Source organism: Salinimonas sediminis (assembly GCF_003429285.1).
GTDB classification, from domain to species: domain Bacteria; phylum Pseudomonadota; class Gammaproteobacteria; order Enterobacterales; family Alteromonadaceae; genus Alteromonas; species Alteromonas indica.
Window position 1 is genome coordinate 366,272 of sequence record NZ_CP031769.1, and the last position, 13,334, is coordinate 379,605.

A 13,334-nucleotide genomic window follows, 5' to 3' on the forward strand; every position below is an offset into this window, starting at 1 on the left:
TTATAAGCACCACTCCTAAAACCTCGCTAAATTTTCGAGAGCGGGATTATCTCAGTTTCATCCATGACGATGCAAGTTTTGTTGCAGTTTTAATCGCCAGCTTTGTAACTATTTGAATTTAAAGCAAGTTACAAATTAAAAAGGCACCCTCAAGGTGCCTTTTGAGGAAAAAACTGCCGCTAGAGACTTTCTGTCACAATTTTTGGTGTCACAAAGATGAGCAATTCACGCTTCTCATATTCCGTCGAGGTCTTTTTAAATAATCGTCCAATAAAGGGTAAATCCCCGAATAATGGCACTTTTGATGTATCATCAGTGTTCAACTGTTGGAAAATTCCGCCCAACACAACAGTTTCGCCGTTCTCTACCAAAACCTGCGTTTTTATTTCCTGCGTATCTATCGCCACCGCCGGTCCGGTAGATGTATCTACTGTTTCACCGCGGGTATCCTGGGTAACCACTAAATCTAAAATTACCCGGTTATCTGGTGTAATATGGGGCGTTACTTTCAAACTCAGTACGGCTTTTTTAAACTCGACTGAGGTTGCGCCCGATGAGGTCGCCTGAACATAGGGTATTTCTGTACCCTGCTCAATATAAGCTTCCTGCTGGTTAGCCACGGTAATCCGCGGGCTGGCAATAATTTCGCCTTTGTTTTCCGACTCCAGAGCCGACAATTCTAAATCAAGAATAGTCCCATCGAGCAAGCTTGCCACCTGAAACCCTATTCTACCGGCCGGACTGGATACCGGCAACGATACGTTCATGCGGCTATCAACCGAAGGCACAATACCTGAGGCAGCCACATCTGCTGCATCAGATGAACCTGATACGGTCAAATCGCCGTCCCGATCAGTTACGCCCCACCGTACCCCTAGCTCTTCGCCCACACTGTCTCGTACGGTCACCATGCGCGATTCAATTAATACCTGTTTAACCGGAATGTCTAAGACCTGTATTGTACTGCGCGCCTCGTCGATAGAGGCCTGAGTGTCACGTAACAGCAAAGTGTTAGTTCGTTCATCTACACTGACCGAACCGCGATCACTAAGAATACCACCTTCCTGTGATTTCAAAATAAATGCCATGGCTTCGGCTTTGGCATAGTTTACCGTAATATTCGCGGTTCGCAGGGGGGCTAAGTCCTGCACCTGTTTTTGCGACTGTAGCAGCTGAGTTTCCCGGGCGGTAAGCTCTTCGGCAGGGGCAACAAGTAAAATATTACCTTCCAGACGTTTATCAAAACCTTTAATTTTTAAAATCATTTCCAGGGCTTGATCCCACGGTACCCCAGCAAGCTGAATAGTTACGTTGCCCGTTACTGTATCCGTGGTTACCAAATTAAAGTCATTCACCTGAGCGATAATCTGGAGAACCTGGCGCACGGGGACGTCTTGAAAATCCAGCGAGATAGGTTTGCCGGTGTACTTAGTCTGGGTATTAAGCTCTTCTTGTTCTTCACGCGTCATAGGCTCAATTTCTACCCGTAAGCCGCCGTCAGTCATTTGGTGACGGGCAAACACCGGGTCAATATAGTCGATAACCAGCCGCGCAGCGTTATCGTCCTGGAAACTCTCAATCTGCGTGACCGGCGTGCCAAACTGACTGACATCCAGTGCCACAAACTGTTCTTCATCCAGCTTTACCCCGGGTAACGTAATTGTCAGCTGGCCTTGGGCTTCCACCAATTGTGGCTTAACCTGGCTGTTTTCAAAACTGATAAGCGTTACCGCAACATTTTTGTTGTTGCGGGTAAAATCTATGTTGGTCAGAACATTGTTAAAACCCTGACTGGTTTGGGCATACGGGTCCAGCAAAACAGGGTCCTGTTGGGCGTAGACCGCAGAAATACTTTGCGCCAATAAGCCGCAAGCCAGCACGCAGCTTCCTAGCTGCTTAAATAACCTGGCTCCTGCAAAAGAGGTCTTCATAGTGTATCGCTCAGACATTATTATTTTCTCCTGGTGACGACGCCAGGGTCAGCGTGGTTTCTTCACGCTGCCAACATCCTGCGCCGTCGGGAAGCAACTGCTCAATCTTGACCGTTTCGCGGCCAATTGTTGTGATTTTTCCGTAAAACAGGCCAATCCTGCTGCCTTTTCGGGCTTTTAGCAAGCTTCCATCTGTGGCCTTAAATAACACCCAGTGGGTGCCGCGGCTTTTAAAGCTACCGGTGTATGACAGGGCATCTAAACCAAACTGCTCCAGTGCTTCTTTCTTTCGATCATAGTCTGGCTGTAGGCAGTTGCTTTGGGTTTTTGTCATCATAGGTTCAGAACGGTCGGTGGGCCGCACAAACGGGCTGCGACGTTCATCTCCGGTATACTTAAAGGCCGGCTGCGATGAAAACTCCGGATAGGGCTCTACCTGAATTCGGGTATTTTGTTTAACTTCAGCTGTATAGCGGGTTAAGTCATCTAATTGCGGAGCACACGCGCTAAGCAGGCTAACCGATACCAGGCAAGCAAACAGTTTACTGCGCATCTTTGGCCTCCTGTTGGTCAGTCGTCAACGCGGTGCGATAAGTTCTGGCCTGCAATCTTAAATGCAACCTTTTGTCATCCTGCTCTATGGTGAAGTCGTGCAAAGTAACAATGCGCGGCAGGTCCGCCACTTTTGATACAAAGTGACCAAAATTGTGGTATCCGCCACTGACTTCCATTTCAATAGGTAACTCGGTGTAAAATTCTTTGGGTACTTCTTTTTGCCAGTTCAGCAATTTAAAGGTGAGTCCTGAGGAGGTACCAACATAAGTAATATCGTCCAGCAGACCTGGTGTTTCATTGCTGGTAGGCAACGAGCGCAACATAGAAGAGAAGTCTTTTTTAATCTTTTCAAGTTGCTCTTTATAAGCTTCCAGGTTTACCGCAATACGGTACTTAGCTTCAAACTGTAGCTTAAGTTCGGCTTCTTTGCGTTCAGCAGCATCTAATACCGGCAGTTTAGGTTTAACTACAAACCAGTAACTCAGGCCGGCAATTAATATGGCCACAAAGCATGCCACCACAATTTTGACTTCTTTAGGCCATACCGCTACCTGTTCAAAGTCCAGCTCGTTTAATTCTTTGAGTTTAGCTACATCAAACTTCATGCTTTCCCCTTCTGCGCAGTATCCTGTGCGGTCACTGGCGCTACATCCGGGCTGATATGAAAGGTTAGCTTGAAGCCGCTCATGGCGTCAGCTGCGGTGGTATCTGCCACAATTGATGACAGGTCACCGGCAGAAAACACCTCGGAGGTTTCCAGCCGACGCATAAAATCTGACAACCGGTTATTGGAATCGCTAATGCCTTCGATGGTAATCAGGTTGCCGGTACGATTCAGCGTTTTAAATGAGACGCCGGCAGGAACGATACGAGCCAGTTCATCGAACACCTTAGGGGCCACATTCCTGCTGATTTGCAATTGGCCAATTAGCGCCATGCGCTGCTCAATGGCGTTTTTACTTTCTTTAATTTTCTGAATCTGGGCTATCTGCGCATCCAGCAGGCCAATTTCCTGTTGCAGGTAACTGTTGCGCCGGTTCTGGTTTTCGGTTTGCTGGTCGATGGCTTGACCAATCAGCCAAAAAATCAGGCCTACAATTAGCGCAACCAGGCCCAGGGTCCCAATATAATGCTGCTTTTGCTGCTGACGCAGCTGTTCGCGCCAGGGCAGTAAATTTATATGTGCCATGAATCAAAACTCCGGCTGGCAAGCCCGGCAGCAATGGCTAGCTGCGCGGATACCTGGGCCAAACGTTGGGTATCCAGTTTGTCACTGACCACCATCTCGGCAAACGGATTAAATATTTCAATATCAATGCCCAGGTCTAGCTGTAACGCTTCAGTTAGCGGCGGTAATGTGGCGCCCCCGCCGGCCAGTAATAGCTTCGTCGGGCGCTGCGCGTGGGTGGTACTGACATACATTTGCAGGGCGCGGTTAATTTGCTGAACCAGGTTAGCGGTAAATACCGGCAGGGTTTCGTGTTGCCAGCCGGCGGGTAAGGTTCCACTTAATAACTGGCGCTCCGCTTCATCGCGTTCAATCATCTGGATAACCGAGATATCCTGGACCAGCATACCCATGCCGAAGTTATGCTCTTTGGAATAGACAATCTGTTGATTTTCCCACACGCACACTTGCAGTAGAGATGCGCCGATATTGATACAACAAACACGTTCATCGGGCGGGCAAGGATAAAAACACGCTAGGGCATTGCCTAGTGCATTGCCTTCAATATCTACGACCTTTGGTTCCAGCGGCACTTCACGTACCAGCGTAATTCGGCTATCGACCAAATCTTTATGGGCAGCAGAGAGCAGCACATCGACTTTGCCAGAGTGAGTTTTGCTAGCGCCTAATTCTTCAAAGTCCAGATAGACTTCTTCGAGTGGATAGGGGATTAAGCTGTCGGCTTCAATTTCAATCTGGCCTTCCAGTTCAAAATCGGTTTGATCCGGTTCCATATGAACCACTTTGCTAATCACCGACGTACCGGACACCGCAATAGCGGCCAGCTTGGTTTTCGCTTTCAAGGTATTCTGGACTTTCTTCAATGCAAGGCTAACGGCTTCGTAGTCACGAATTTCCCGTTCATTGAAAGCGACCTTGTTAATCGACTCGCATGCAAATCCCTGCAACGTGTAAGTATCGCCTGTTTTTTCTATAAGTACCGCTTTGATTTGACGGGTGCCTATATCAAGGCCCACAATAAGCGGCAGCTTTTTCTTTAACAACGATTTCATTGGATCCAACCAGTGATAAAAAATTTTTTTAGCTCTAAATTAGTATGATACGCACTTTTTTTGAACTCTAGGGTTCTAATAAAAGCACGTATGTATAGAATATAAATCAAATAGGCGAACTTGCCTCGGTATTAAAGTCTTCGTGAAGTTATTAAAAACCTTTTTTATACTTGTCATTATTGGTGCCCTGGTCGGTTCTGCCGCGCTGGTTGGTATTTATTTTTATATCAAACCTGATTTGCCTAGTGTTACTGTCTTGAAGGACGTAAGACTGCAAACGCCTATGCGTATTTATACGCAGGATGGTAGTTTGATCTCCCAGTATGGAGTTAAACGGCGGATTCCGGTAAAACTTGAGGATGTTCCGCAACAAATGATCGATGCGGTGCTCGCCACTGAAGATAGCCGCTTCTATGATCACTATGGTATAGACCCTATCGGCATGACCCGGGCGGTAGTGAATTTGATTCTGACCGGTGAAAAACAGCAAGGTGCCAGCACCTTGACTATGCAGTTAGCCAGGGGCTTCTTTTTAACCCGCGAAAAAACCTACATCCGCAAGGTCAAAGAAATTTTTATCGCCTTTCATATGGAACAGGTGCTCAGCAAGCGTGAAATTCTTGAGCTGTATCTGAATCGTGTGGAATTAGGGCATCGCGCATTTGGCTTCGGCGCCGCCGCACAAGTTTATTACGGTAAAACCTTGGCAGAGCTGAACCTGGCGCAAATGGCCACACTGGCAGGCCTACCCAAGGCGCCGTCGGTACTCAATCCTATTAGCGGGCCCCAGCGTTCCATCGAGCGGCGCCGAGTAGTCTTATTGCGAATGCTCGATGAGCAGTTAATCAGCGAAGCGCAATTTCGCGCGGCAGCGGCCGAACCGGTAACCGCCCGCAAACACGGCGCAGAGATAGAAACGCATGCTCCCTACCTGGCTGACCTTATTTATTCTGAAATGGTCGAGATGTATGGCAAGGAAGAAGCAGAAACTGGCGGTTATCAGGTGTATGCCAGCGCGCCGGCGGATTTGCAGCTAGCGGCGCGGCAGGCGGTGGTAGCGAATTTACACGACTATGATGAACGCCATGGATTCCGTGGCCCGATGGGCTATTTGTGGGCGGCGCCGGAAGACTTTAAAAATACCTCTGGCTTTGTTATTGAACCTCGCCCGGAACGTGCGGACTGGACTAAACCTGAACTACTCGAGGCCCTGGCAAACGTTGCCCGCATAGCACCGTTGGTGCCGGCGGTAGTCACCCAGGTAGGTGAACAACAGGCCAAAGTGATGGATGTAGATGGAAATACCCACACTCTTGATTGGGCCAACCTGGATTGGGCCCGTCCTTACATAACCGACTCCCGGCAAGGCAATGATCCCAAACTGGCAAGTGATATTTTAGCGCCTGGGGCAGTAATTTACATTCGCCAGCAAGACGACCAATGGCGGCTTGCCCAAATGCCCCAGGCCAGTGGCGCGTTGATTGCGATTAACCCTCACAATGGCGCAGTACAGGCAGTGGTAGGAGGCTATAGTTTTTATCAAAGCCAATTTAACCGTGCCACTCAAGCCAAACGCCAGGTGGGCTCGAATATTAAGCCGTTTATTTATTCCGCAGCGTTAGATAGCGGATATACGGTAGCGTCAATTATTAATGACGCGCCAATTAACCAGTGGAATAAAGCCACCGGGGTGGCTTGGCGGCCGAAAAATTCACCGGCTGAATATGATGGCCCTATTCGTATGCGCGTAGCCTTAGGTAAATCGAAAAACGTGGTATCGGTCAGATTGTTGCGTGGCGTGGGATTAAATAAAACGGCCACTTATCTGGAACGTTTCGGCTTCGAACGCGAAGATATACCACGGGATGAAACATTGGCACTGGGCTCTGGCTCGCACACGCCACTTGAAGTAGTACGTGGAATGGCGACTATCGCCAATGGCGGCTTTCTAATTAAACCTTACTTTATAGACCGGGTATTGAACGAACAAGGCGAAACCCTGTGGCAGGCAGAGCCAGTATGGGCCTGCGATCCTTGTGATGATGCCGAAGCACCGGTGCTCGACACGGCTAAGCAGTCCGACAAAGAAGCGCGCTTAGCCAAAGTACTGGGGGTTAATGTTAATACCCGCGCTCAAAGTACTAATAATCCGCCCGCTTTCAAGCGCTCAGCGCCTCAGGTTATCACCCCCCAGAATGCCTTCCTGGTTGCCGATATGATGCATACCGGGGTTCAGGCAAATGGTAACTGGAGTAAAAAGACCTATTGGATGGGCACCGGCTGGCGAGCCAAAAATATACTACAGCGCAATGATTTGGCAGGTAAAACCGGGACGACTAACGACTCAAGGGATGCCTGGTTCTCAGGCTTTCAAAAAGATTTAGTGGTCACAGCGTGGGTCGGTTTTGATGATATGAACCGCAACCTTGGCCGGGCGACCCGAAACCAGAATCTGATTAATCGCAACCCCGAGCGGTTTAACTGGATGGGCAATGCGATGATCGGTAGCGAAAGCGGCTCTCATGCTGCCCAGCCGGCATGGATACGGTTTATGCAGCAGGCTCTGGAAGGCGTGCCGGAAGCCCGGGTACCTACCCCGCCGGATATGGTCCGGGTGCGCATTGATCGTACCAGTGGAAAGTTGACCCGGCGTACAGACCATACGACACTATTCGAGTATTTCGTAAAGGGCACAGAGCCCACCGTCTATGTTTTAGACGATCAGATAAACGATCCCGCTCAGGAGGACACCAAGCGTACGCCTGAGCCAGAGGAAATTTTTTAACTTGCTGCGTACCCGAGCAGGCTGCGGGCATGATGTTGCCCGCACATAAATAATATTCGGAAAAAATAAGAATGTCTCAAGACGAAAACCGATACCTATATATTCCTCATTCCGGTCCTTCCCTGCTGGAAACGCCACTGCTTAACAAAGGGAGCTCTTTCACTGCCAGAGAGCGCGCCTCATTTAACTTGACCGGCTTGTTACCGCCGCGCTTTGAAACCATTGAAGAGCAAGTGGAACGAGCGTATATGCAATACAGTTCCTTTGACGATCCGCTCAATAAACACATTTATTTGCGAGCGATTCAGGATAATAACGAAACCCTGTTTTATCGTTTGGTACAACGGCATATCGAAGAAATGATGCCGATTATCTATACTCCTACTGTGGGAGATGCCTGTGAACAGTTTTCGGATATTTATCGTAGCTCGCGCGGTCTGTTTGTATCCTGGGAAGAGCGGCATCAACTCGACGACATAGTACGCAACGCTACTAAGCGTAAAGTTAAAGTGATTGTGGTAACCGACGGTGAGCGGATACTCGGCCTGGGCGACCAGGGTATTGGCGGCATGGGAATTCCTATTGGTAAACTTTCGCTATATACCGCGTGCGGCGGTATTAGCCCGGCATATACGCTGCCGGTTATGCTGGATGTTGGTACTAACAATGAAAAGCTGTTGAATGACCCTATGTATATGGGGGCCCGCCATCCCCGTATTGGCCAGCAGGATTATGATGAATTCATTGATATGTTCATCAAGGCCGTGAAACGTCGCTGGCCCGAAGTGATGATTCAGTTTGAAGATTTTGCACAACCTAATGCGATGCCGATTCTCGGCCGTTACCGCGATAAAATTTGTTGTTTTAATGACGATATCCAGGGCACCGCAGCTGTTACGCTAGGCACCATTTTAGCTGCCTGCCGCATGAAAAATCAGCATTTGTCGGCGATGAAAGTTGTATTTGTAGGGGCGGGTTCTGCAGGCTGTGGCATTGCCGAGATGCTTATTCAGCAGATGTGTAAAGAAGGCTTGAGCGATGCCCAGGCACGCCGTCAGGTATTTATGGTCGATCGGTTTGGTTTGGTGACGGATGGCATGGCGAACCTGCGCGACTTCCAGCAGCGTTTAGCTGCCCGGATAGAGGACGTGGCGCACTGGACCTTCAGCGGGGAGTACGCATCGTTACTTGATGTGGTTAACTGCGCGCAACCGGATATATTGATTGGGGTATCTGGGCAGCCCGGTTTGTTTACCGAGCAGGTTATTCGGGCGATGAAAGCAAACTGCGAACTGCCGATTATTTTCCCGTTAAGTAACCCGTCGCGGCAAGTAGAAGCTCGACCAGAACAGGTCATTGAGTGGACTGATGGCGATGTCGTTATTGCCACTGGCAGCCCGTTCAGACCAGTAGAATATAAAGGGAAGACCTATCCCATTGCGCAATGTAATAACAGCTATATATTCCCTGGCATCGGCTTAGGCGTAATTGCCGGGAAGGCACGCCTAATCAGTGACGAAATGCTTATGGCTGCCAGTAATGCGCTGGCCTCGGCTTCTCCTCTGGCAAATACCGGAACGGGCGAACTACTGCCGCCGTTAACGCAAATTGCCGATCTCAGCCGCCAAATTGCTTATGCTGTGGCACGAGTGGCAATGGAACAGGATTTAGCCCTGGAAATGACCGAAGAGGCATTGCAGGAAAGCATCAACCGGCATTTCTGGCGACCGGAATACCGGCCTTACAAACGGGTCAGTATATAGTCATCATGCACGCGGGCCTACAGGCCCGTTTTTTTTTGACCCAGACCCTGCGTTAGCCAGGGACTGGGAAGAAAGCCGGGAATGATAAGGTCAATTCCAGGCTCGCGGCTCCCTACCGTGGTTTTAGCGTACAACTTTACCCACCTGCGGCACCATGTTCATAAATTCGCGTGCTGAAATGCCTGCGCTTAAACCTTCCTACCTAGCCTGGAATTACATTGACCCCAATTTTATGCAGGGAAATAGAAAGCGTCTGTAAATTGCTACAAAAATAGTAAATCATCAACAATTGCTCGAAAGTTAGACTTTTTATCCCCGGTAAATAAGAATATTTCGTTATCTATATGATTTTACGGCTTATATTAAAAAATACATTGTTAACAAAATGTTTCTTTAAATGTGCTTAATTACGCTATATAGCCTTTTATCAATAACTTATGTTGTTAAAATATGCAGGAGCGCGCAATAAATGCTCTAGTCCCACATTTATAAATATAAATATATTACTTTCTTACATGCATGTGTTGCAGGACTGCAACAATTCTTCACGGTAGCGCGCGGTACAATTATCAATTTTTATCTTAAAGCTTTGTTTTATTTGACTAAAACATTATTGGCATAAAGTTTGATAACACTTGGTGTACAGCATCTTCGGGTATCGTCATTTTTCCTGTAACCCAGTGCATTCAAATTTCGTTGGTAACGCTGACAGGCTATCTTCAGCCATAGGATGAGCGTTACCGATAATATCGCTTTGCGAGCAATGGAAGGCTCGCCTTTTCTTCCCAAAAGCACCTCTTTGAGGTGCTTTTTTATTGTTTTAAACCAACCCAAAATGCCTGTGCAACGTAATGATCGCTGTTATTCTACAGCCAACCGGAGTTTGCATGAGCAATCAAGACGACTATACCGTACCGAAAGTGTGGAAATGGGAAAAAGAAGACGGCAGCAAGTTTTCTAAAACTAACCGACCGGTGTCGGGAGCAACCCACGATAAAAACCTTCCGGTGGGCCAGCATGGCTTACAGCTTTATTCTATGGCAACCCCGAATGGCCAAAAAGTCACTATCATGCTTGAAGAGCTGTTAGCGGCGGGAATTAAAGAGGCCGAATATGACGCCTGGCCAATTGCTATCGGTGATGGCGATCAGTTCTCTTCTGGCTTTGTGGCCGTTAATCCTAACTCTAAAATCCCTGCCATGACTGACAATAGTGTGAGCCCGGCGCTACGGTTATTTGAATCAGGCGCTATTATGCAGTACCTGGCGGAAAAATTTGATGTCTTTATCCCCACCGAGCCAACGGCCCGGGCGCAATGCCGTAACTGGTTGTTCTGGCAGGTAGGGTCTGCGCCTTATCTGGGAGGCGGATTTGGCCATTTTTATGCGTATGCGCCGTATAGTATGCAATATCCTATCGATCGCTTTACCATGGAAATCAAGCGTCAGCTGGATGTATTGGATAAGCACCTGGCCGATAATACTTATATGGCTGGTGACGAATACTCTATTGCTGATATGGCAATTTGGCCCTGGTATGGCAACCTGGTATTAGGCAACCTATATGACGCGGCTGAGTTCTTGCAGGTGCACGAATATACGCATGTAGTGCGCTGGGCCAAGGCTATCGGTGAGCGTGAAGCAGTGAAACGTGGTGTGGTGGTAAACCGCTTCTGGGGCGATGGTGCAACACTGGCTGAGCGCCATAGCGCCGCAGATATTGACGCCGCGTTACAATAAAACTCTCTGTTAAGCCCTTAGCGCTGCCCTGTTTATACTGGGCAGCGAGGTACATCCAGGCTGTTACCTATGGTAACAGCCTTTTTTATTGGGCCATAACCATAAGCCTCACCTACTGACGGCAGTTTACCCCACACTGGTCGGTATAATTCAGAGTAAATCGAGCTAAGATTTTGCTTGCAACCGGGTTCGATTAAGCTAATCTTCGGCGGCTTGTACATTATCCCGAACAAAAGGCAGTAGCTAACCATGGATAAGCCTGTTACCCCCAATCCATGGGGGCTAACCCCCATATTGATGTTTGTCTTACTGGTTTTAACAACCGGTATTCTTACTAACGATATTACGGCCATGCCGGTGCTCACCGGGTTTATGATAGCGGCTGGGTTTGGCCTGTTATTGAATCCACCACACCAACGCCTGACGGTGGGCCAAAAGGTCCAAATATTCTGCGAAGGTGGCGGTAATAAAAATATTATTTTATTGGTAATGATATTTTTAATGGCGGGAGCATTTTACGCCCTTACTATCGATATAGGGGCTAGAGACGCCACGGTGAATTTAGCGTTAAACCTGGTGCCTCAGGCATGGATACTCCCCAGTTTATTTGTTATTTGCTGCTTCATTTCGTTTTCGATGGGTACGTCAATGGGCACTATTACTGCGCTTTCGCCTATTGGGATAGGGGTGGCAGAAAGCTTAGGGTTGTCCGTTCCTATGGTGCTGGGAATTGTGGTTAGTGGCGCGATGTTTGGCGATAATTTGTCGTTTGTATCAGATACAACTATCGCTGCCACCCGTAGCCAGGGGGTTAAGTTAACCGACAAGTTTAAAGCTAACATATTGGTCGTACTGCCTGCGGCGATTATCACCGTTTTACTTTTACTTAATGTTGATGCCGGCGCCGCCGAACACCTCGCACAGCGAGAGGTTGAGCTGCTTAATGTGCTGCCCTTTTTGATTATTATTGGCTGCGCCCTGGCAGGTATGAATGTCATTGTGGTATTGGCCATGGGTATCATTAGTGCGGCGCTGACCGGTCTATTTAACGGCGCTTTTACCCCGCTGCAAATGTTGCAAAGTATCCAAAAGGGCATGAGTTGGATGCAGGATTTAGCGCTGATTGCAGTGACCATTGGTGGTATTGTGGGGCTGATGACAGCCTATGGCGGCATAGCCTGGCTGATGCGCGCCCTTACAAAGCGGGTGAAGTCGCAACGGGGCGCCGAGCTTAGCATTGCATCGTTAGTCAGCTTTTTAGATCTGACTACAGCCAACAATACGATAGCCATTGTTACCGCCGGTCCTATCGCCAAAGAACTGGGGCAGCAATATCGCGCTGACCCTCGTCGGCTGGCCAGTTTGCTAGATATCTTTTCATGTAGTTTTCAGGGAATGGTGCCTTACGGCGCTCAGTTGCTTAGCGCCGCTGCCATTGCCGGTATTTCGCCGCTGGCCATTACACCCTATTGTTGGTATCCCATGCTGATACTAGGGTGCGGGCTATTATCCATTGCCTTTGGCTGGCCCCGGTTTTCGCAGCCGGTAAAAGATGCGCTGTAAATGAGCTACCCTGCGCCCAGGTGCACATTCGGACGTTCGCTCATAAGGTTGGGGCCTAGCCCCACCACATAGTGGCTATACCCATCGCCACAAACAGCCCCGCTGCTATCAGTTGTACCCATTTCACAGGTAGCCTACACAAGAGTTTTTCGCCCAGATAGATCACCGGTACATTAGCCAATAGCATGCCCACGGTGGTTCCCACTGTGACCCACAATACCGAATGGTATTCGGCTCCCAACAACACGGTAGCCACTTGTGTTTTATCGCCTATCTCGGCCAGCGAAAATAAGATAAATGTTGCACAAAACGCACCGAAGTGGTCGAACCGACCGGTGGCTGCTTCATCCTTATCCGGTACCAGTAGCCATAAACCCACCACAACAAAACTAATACCAACAACATAGTTGGCAATAGAGGTAGGAATTAAGGCGCCTAAATAACTACCTAACCAGGCTGATATGCCATGGTTGAGCACCGTTGCAGCAGCGATACCGCTAATAAGAGCCTTACGGGAGAGAAAACGGCTGGCAAGCAGCAACGTTAGCAGCTGGGTTTTGTCGCCTATTTCGGCTAAAGCGACGGTGACAGTAGAGGTAAACAACGCTTCCATGATAAGGATTCTTGACGGGAGAGTTAAACCAAAGGTAGCCAGTCACCCTCCCGTCTTAGGAGTGCTGGCATACCTCAGGTCTTGCCGCTGAACTTACGTCAGAAACTCACCACGCGCTTTTTTTGCGCAACTATGTTGATGAGC

General features: G+C 48.6%; 10 protein-coding genes. 4 read left to right on the top strand and 6 right to left on the bottom strand.

Annotation, left to right across the window (positions count from 1 at the left end):
• Positions 1 to 179: 179 nt before the first annotated feature.
• Genes D0Y50_RS01710 through pilM form a run of 5 tightly spaced genes read right to left on the bottom strand, consistent with a single transcriptional unit; the run spans position 180 to position 4,727 of the window.
• Positions 180 to 1,949, bottom strand: a complete 1,770-nt coding sequence (locus D0Y50_RS01710) for a type IV pilus secretin PilQ (protein WP_408640672.1) — start codon at positions 1,947 to 1,949, stop codon at positions 180 to 182.
• A complete protein-coding gene (locus D0Y50_RS01715; RefSeq protein ID WP_108565687.1) occupies positions 1,942 to 2,484 on the bottom strand; it encodes a pilus assembly protein PilP in 543 nt (180 codons plus the stop codon). Before D0Y50_RS01715 ends, D0Y50_RS01710 begins: the two co-directional genes overlap by 8 nt.
• Complete coding sequence (locus D0Y50_RS01720; RefSeq protein ID WP_117315199.1) at positions 2,474 to 3,091, bottom strand: type IV pilus inner membrane component PilO; 618 nt, start codon at positions 3,089 to 3,091, stop codon at positions 2,474 to 2,476. Before D0Y50_RS01720 ends, D0Y50_RS01715 begins: the two co-directional genes overlap by 11 nt.
• Positions 3,088 to 3,675, bottom strand: coding sequence for a PilN domain-containing protein (locus D0Y50_RS01725; protein ID WP_108565685.1), 588 nt, complete (start codon positions 3,673 to 3,675; stop codon positions 3,088 to 3,090). The genes D0Y50_RS01720 and D0Y50_RS01725 overlap by 4 nt, the downstream gene beginning before the upstream one ends.
• Positions 3,663 to 4,727, bottom strand: a complete 1,065-nt coding sequence (gene pilM / locus D0Y50_RS01730) for a type IV pilus assembly protein PilM (RefSeq protein WP_108565684.1) — start codon at positions 4,725 to 4,727, stop codon at positions 3,663 to 3,665. Before pilM ends, D0Y50_RS01725 begins: the two co-directional genes overlap by 13 nt.
• Positions 4,728 to 4,869: 142 nt before the next feature.
• On the opposite strand from pilM, the gene D0Y50_RS01735 reads away from it, so the two are divergent.
• The 4 genes from D0Y50_RS01735 (at position 4,870) to D0Y50_RS01750 (ending at position 12,577) form a co-directional block, all read left to right on the top strand.
• Positions 4,870 to 7,512, top strand: coding sequence for a penicillin-binding protein 1A (locus tag D0Y50_RS01735; protein ID WP_117315201.1), 2,643 nt, complete (start codon positions 4,870 to 4,872; stop codon positions 7,510 to 7,512).
• A gap of 71 nt (positions 7,513 to 7,583) precedes the next feature.
• Positions 7,584 to 9,275: an NAD-dependent malic enzyme gene (locus tag D0Y50_RS01740; protein WP_108565682.1), complete on the top strand. Its 1,692-nt coding sequence runs from the start codon at positions 7,584 to 7,586 to the stop codon at positions 9,273 to 9,275.
• A gap of 887 nt (positions 9,276 to 10,162) precedes the next feature.
• Positions 10,163 to 11,014, top strand: coding sequence for a glutathione-dependent disulfide-bond oxidoreductase (gene yghU / locus D0Y50_RS01745; protein ID WP_108565681.1), 852 nt, complete (start codon positions 10,163 to 10,165; stop codon positions 11,012 to 11,014).
• Between the two features lie 249 nt (positions 11,015 to 11,263).
• Positions 11,264 to 12,577 carry a Na+/H+ antiporter NhaC family protein gene (locus D0Y50_RS01750; protein ID WP_117315203.1) on the top strand — a complete coding sequence of 438 codons (1,314 nt, stop codon included), beginning with the start codon at positions 11,264 to 11,266 and terminating at the stop codon, positions 12,575 to 12,577.
• A 55-nt stretch (positions 12,578 to 12,632) separates the two neighbouring features.
• Here D0Y50_RS01750 and D0Y50_RS01755 read toward each other — a convergent pair whose 3' ends face one another.
• Positions 12,633 to 13,190, bottom strand: coding sequence for a TMEM165/GDT1 family protein (locus D0Y50_RS01755; RefSeq protein WP_108565679.1), 558 nt, complete (start codon positions 13,188 to 13,190; stop codon positions 12,633 to 12,635).
• Between the last annotated feature and the right edge of the window lie 144 nt (positions 13,191 to 13,334).

What these genes read in the sequence shown, in the direction of transcription:
- pilM (WP_108565684.1), bottom strand. Translation starts at nt 4,727, where the DNA reads ATGAAATCGTTGTTAAAGAAAAAGCTGCCGCTTATTGTGGGCCTTGAT.
- D0Y50_RS01715 (WP_108565687.1), bottom strand. Translation starts at nt 2,484, where the DNA reads ATGCGCAGTAAACTGTTTGCTTGCCTGGTATCGGTTAGCCTGCTTAGC.
- D0Y50_RS01740 (WP_108565682.1), top strand. Translation starts at nt 7,584, where the DNA reads ATGTCTCAAGACGAAAACCGATACCTATATATTCCTCATTCCGGTCCT.
- D0Y50_RS01725 (WP_108565685.1), bottom strand. Translation starts at nt 3,675, where the DNA reads ATGGCACATATAAATTTACTGCCCTGGCGCGAACAGCTGCGTCAGCAG.
- D0Y50_RS01750 (WP_117315203.1), top strand. Translation starts at nt 11,264, where the DNA reads ATGGATAAGCCTGTTACCCCCAATCCATGGGGGCTAACCCCCATATTG.
- D0Y50_RS01710 (WP_408640672.1), bottom strand. Translation starts at nt 1,949, where the DNA reads ATGTCTGAGCGATACACTATGAAGACCTCTTTTGCAGGAGCCAGGTTA.
- D0Y50_RS01720 (WP_117315199.1), bottom strand. Translation starts at nt 3,091, where the DNA reads ATGAAGTTTGATGTAGCTAAACTCAAAGAATTAAACGAGCTGGACTTT.
- yghU (WP_108565681.1), top strand. Translation starts at nt 10,163, where the DNA reads ATGAGCAATCAAGACGACTATACCGTACCGAAAGTGTGGAAATGGGAA.
- D0Y50_RS01755 (WP_108565679.1), bottom strand. Translation starts at nt 13,190, where the DNA reads ATGGAAGCGTTGTTTACCTCTACTGTCACCGTCGCTTTAGCCGAAATA.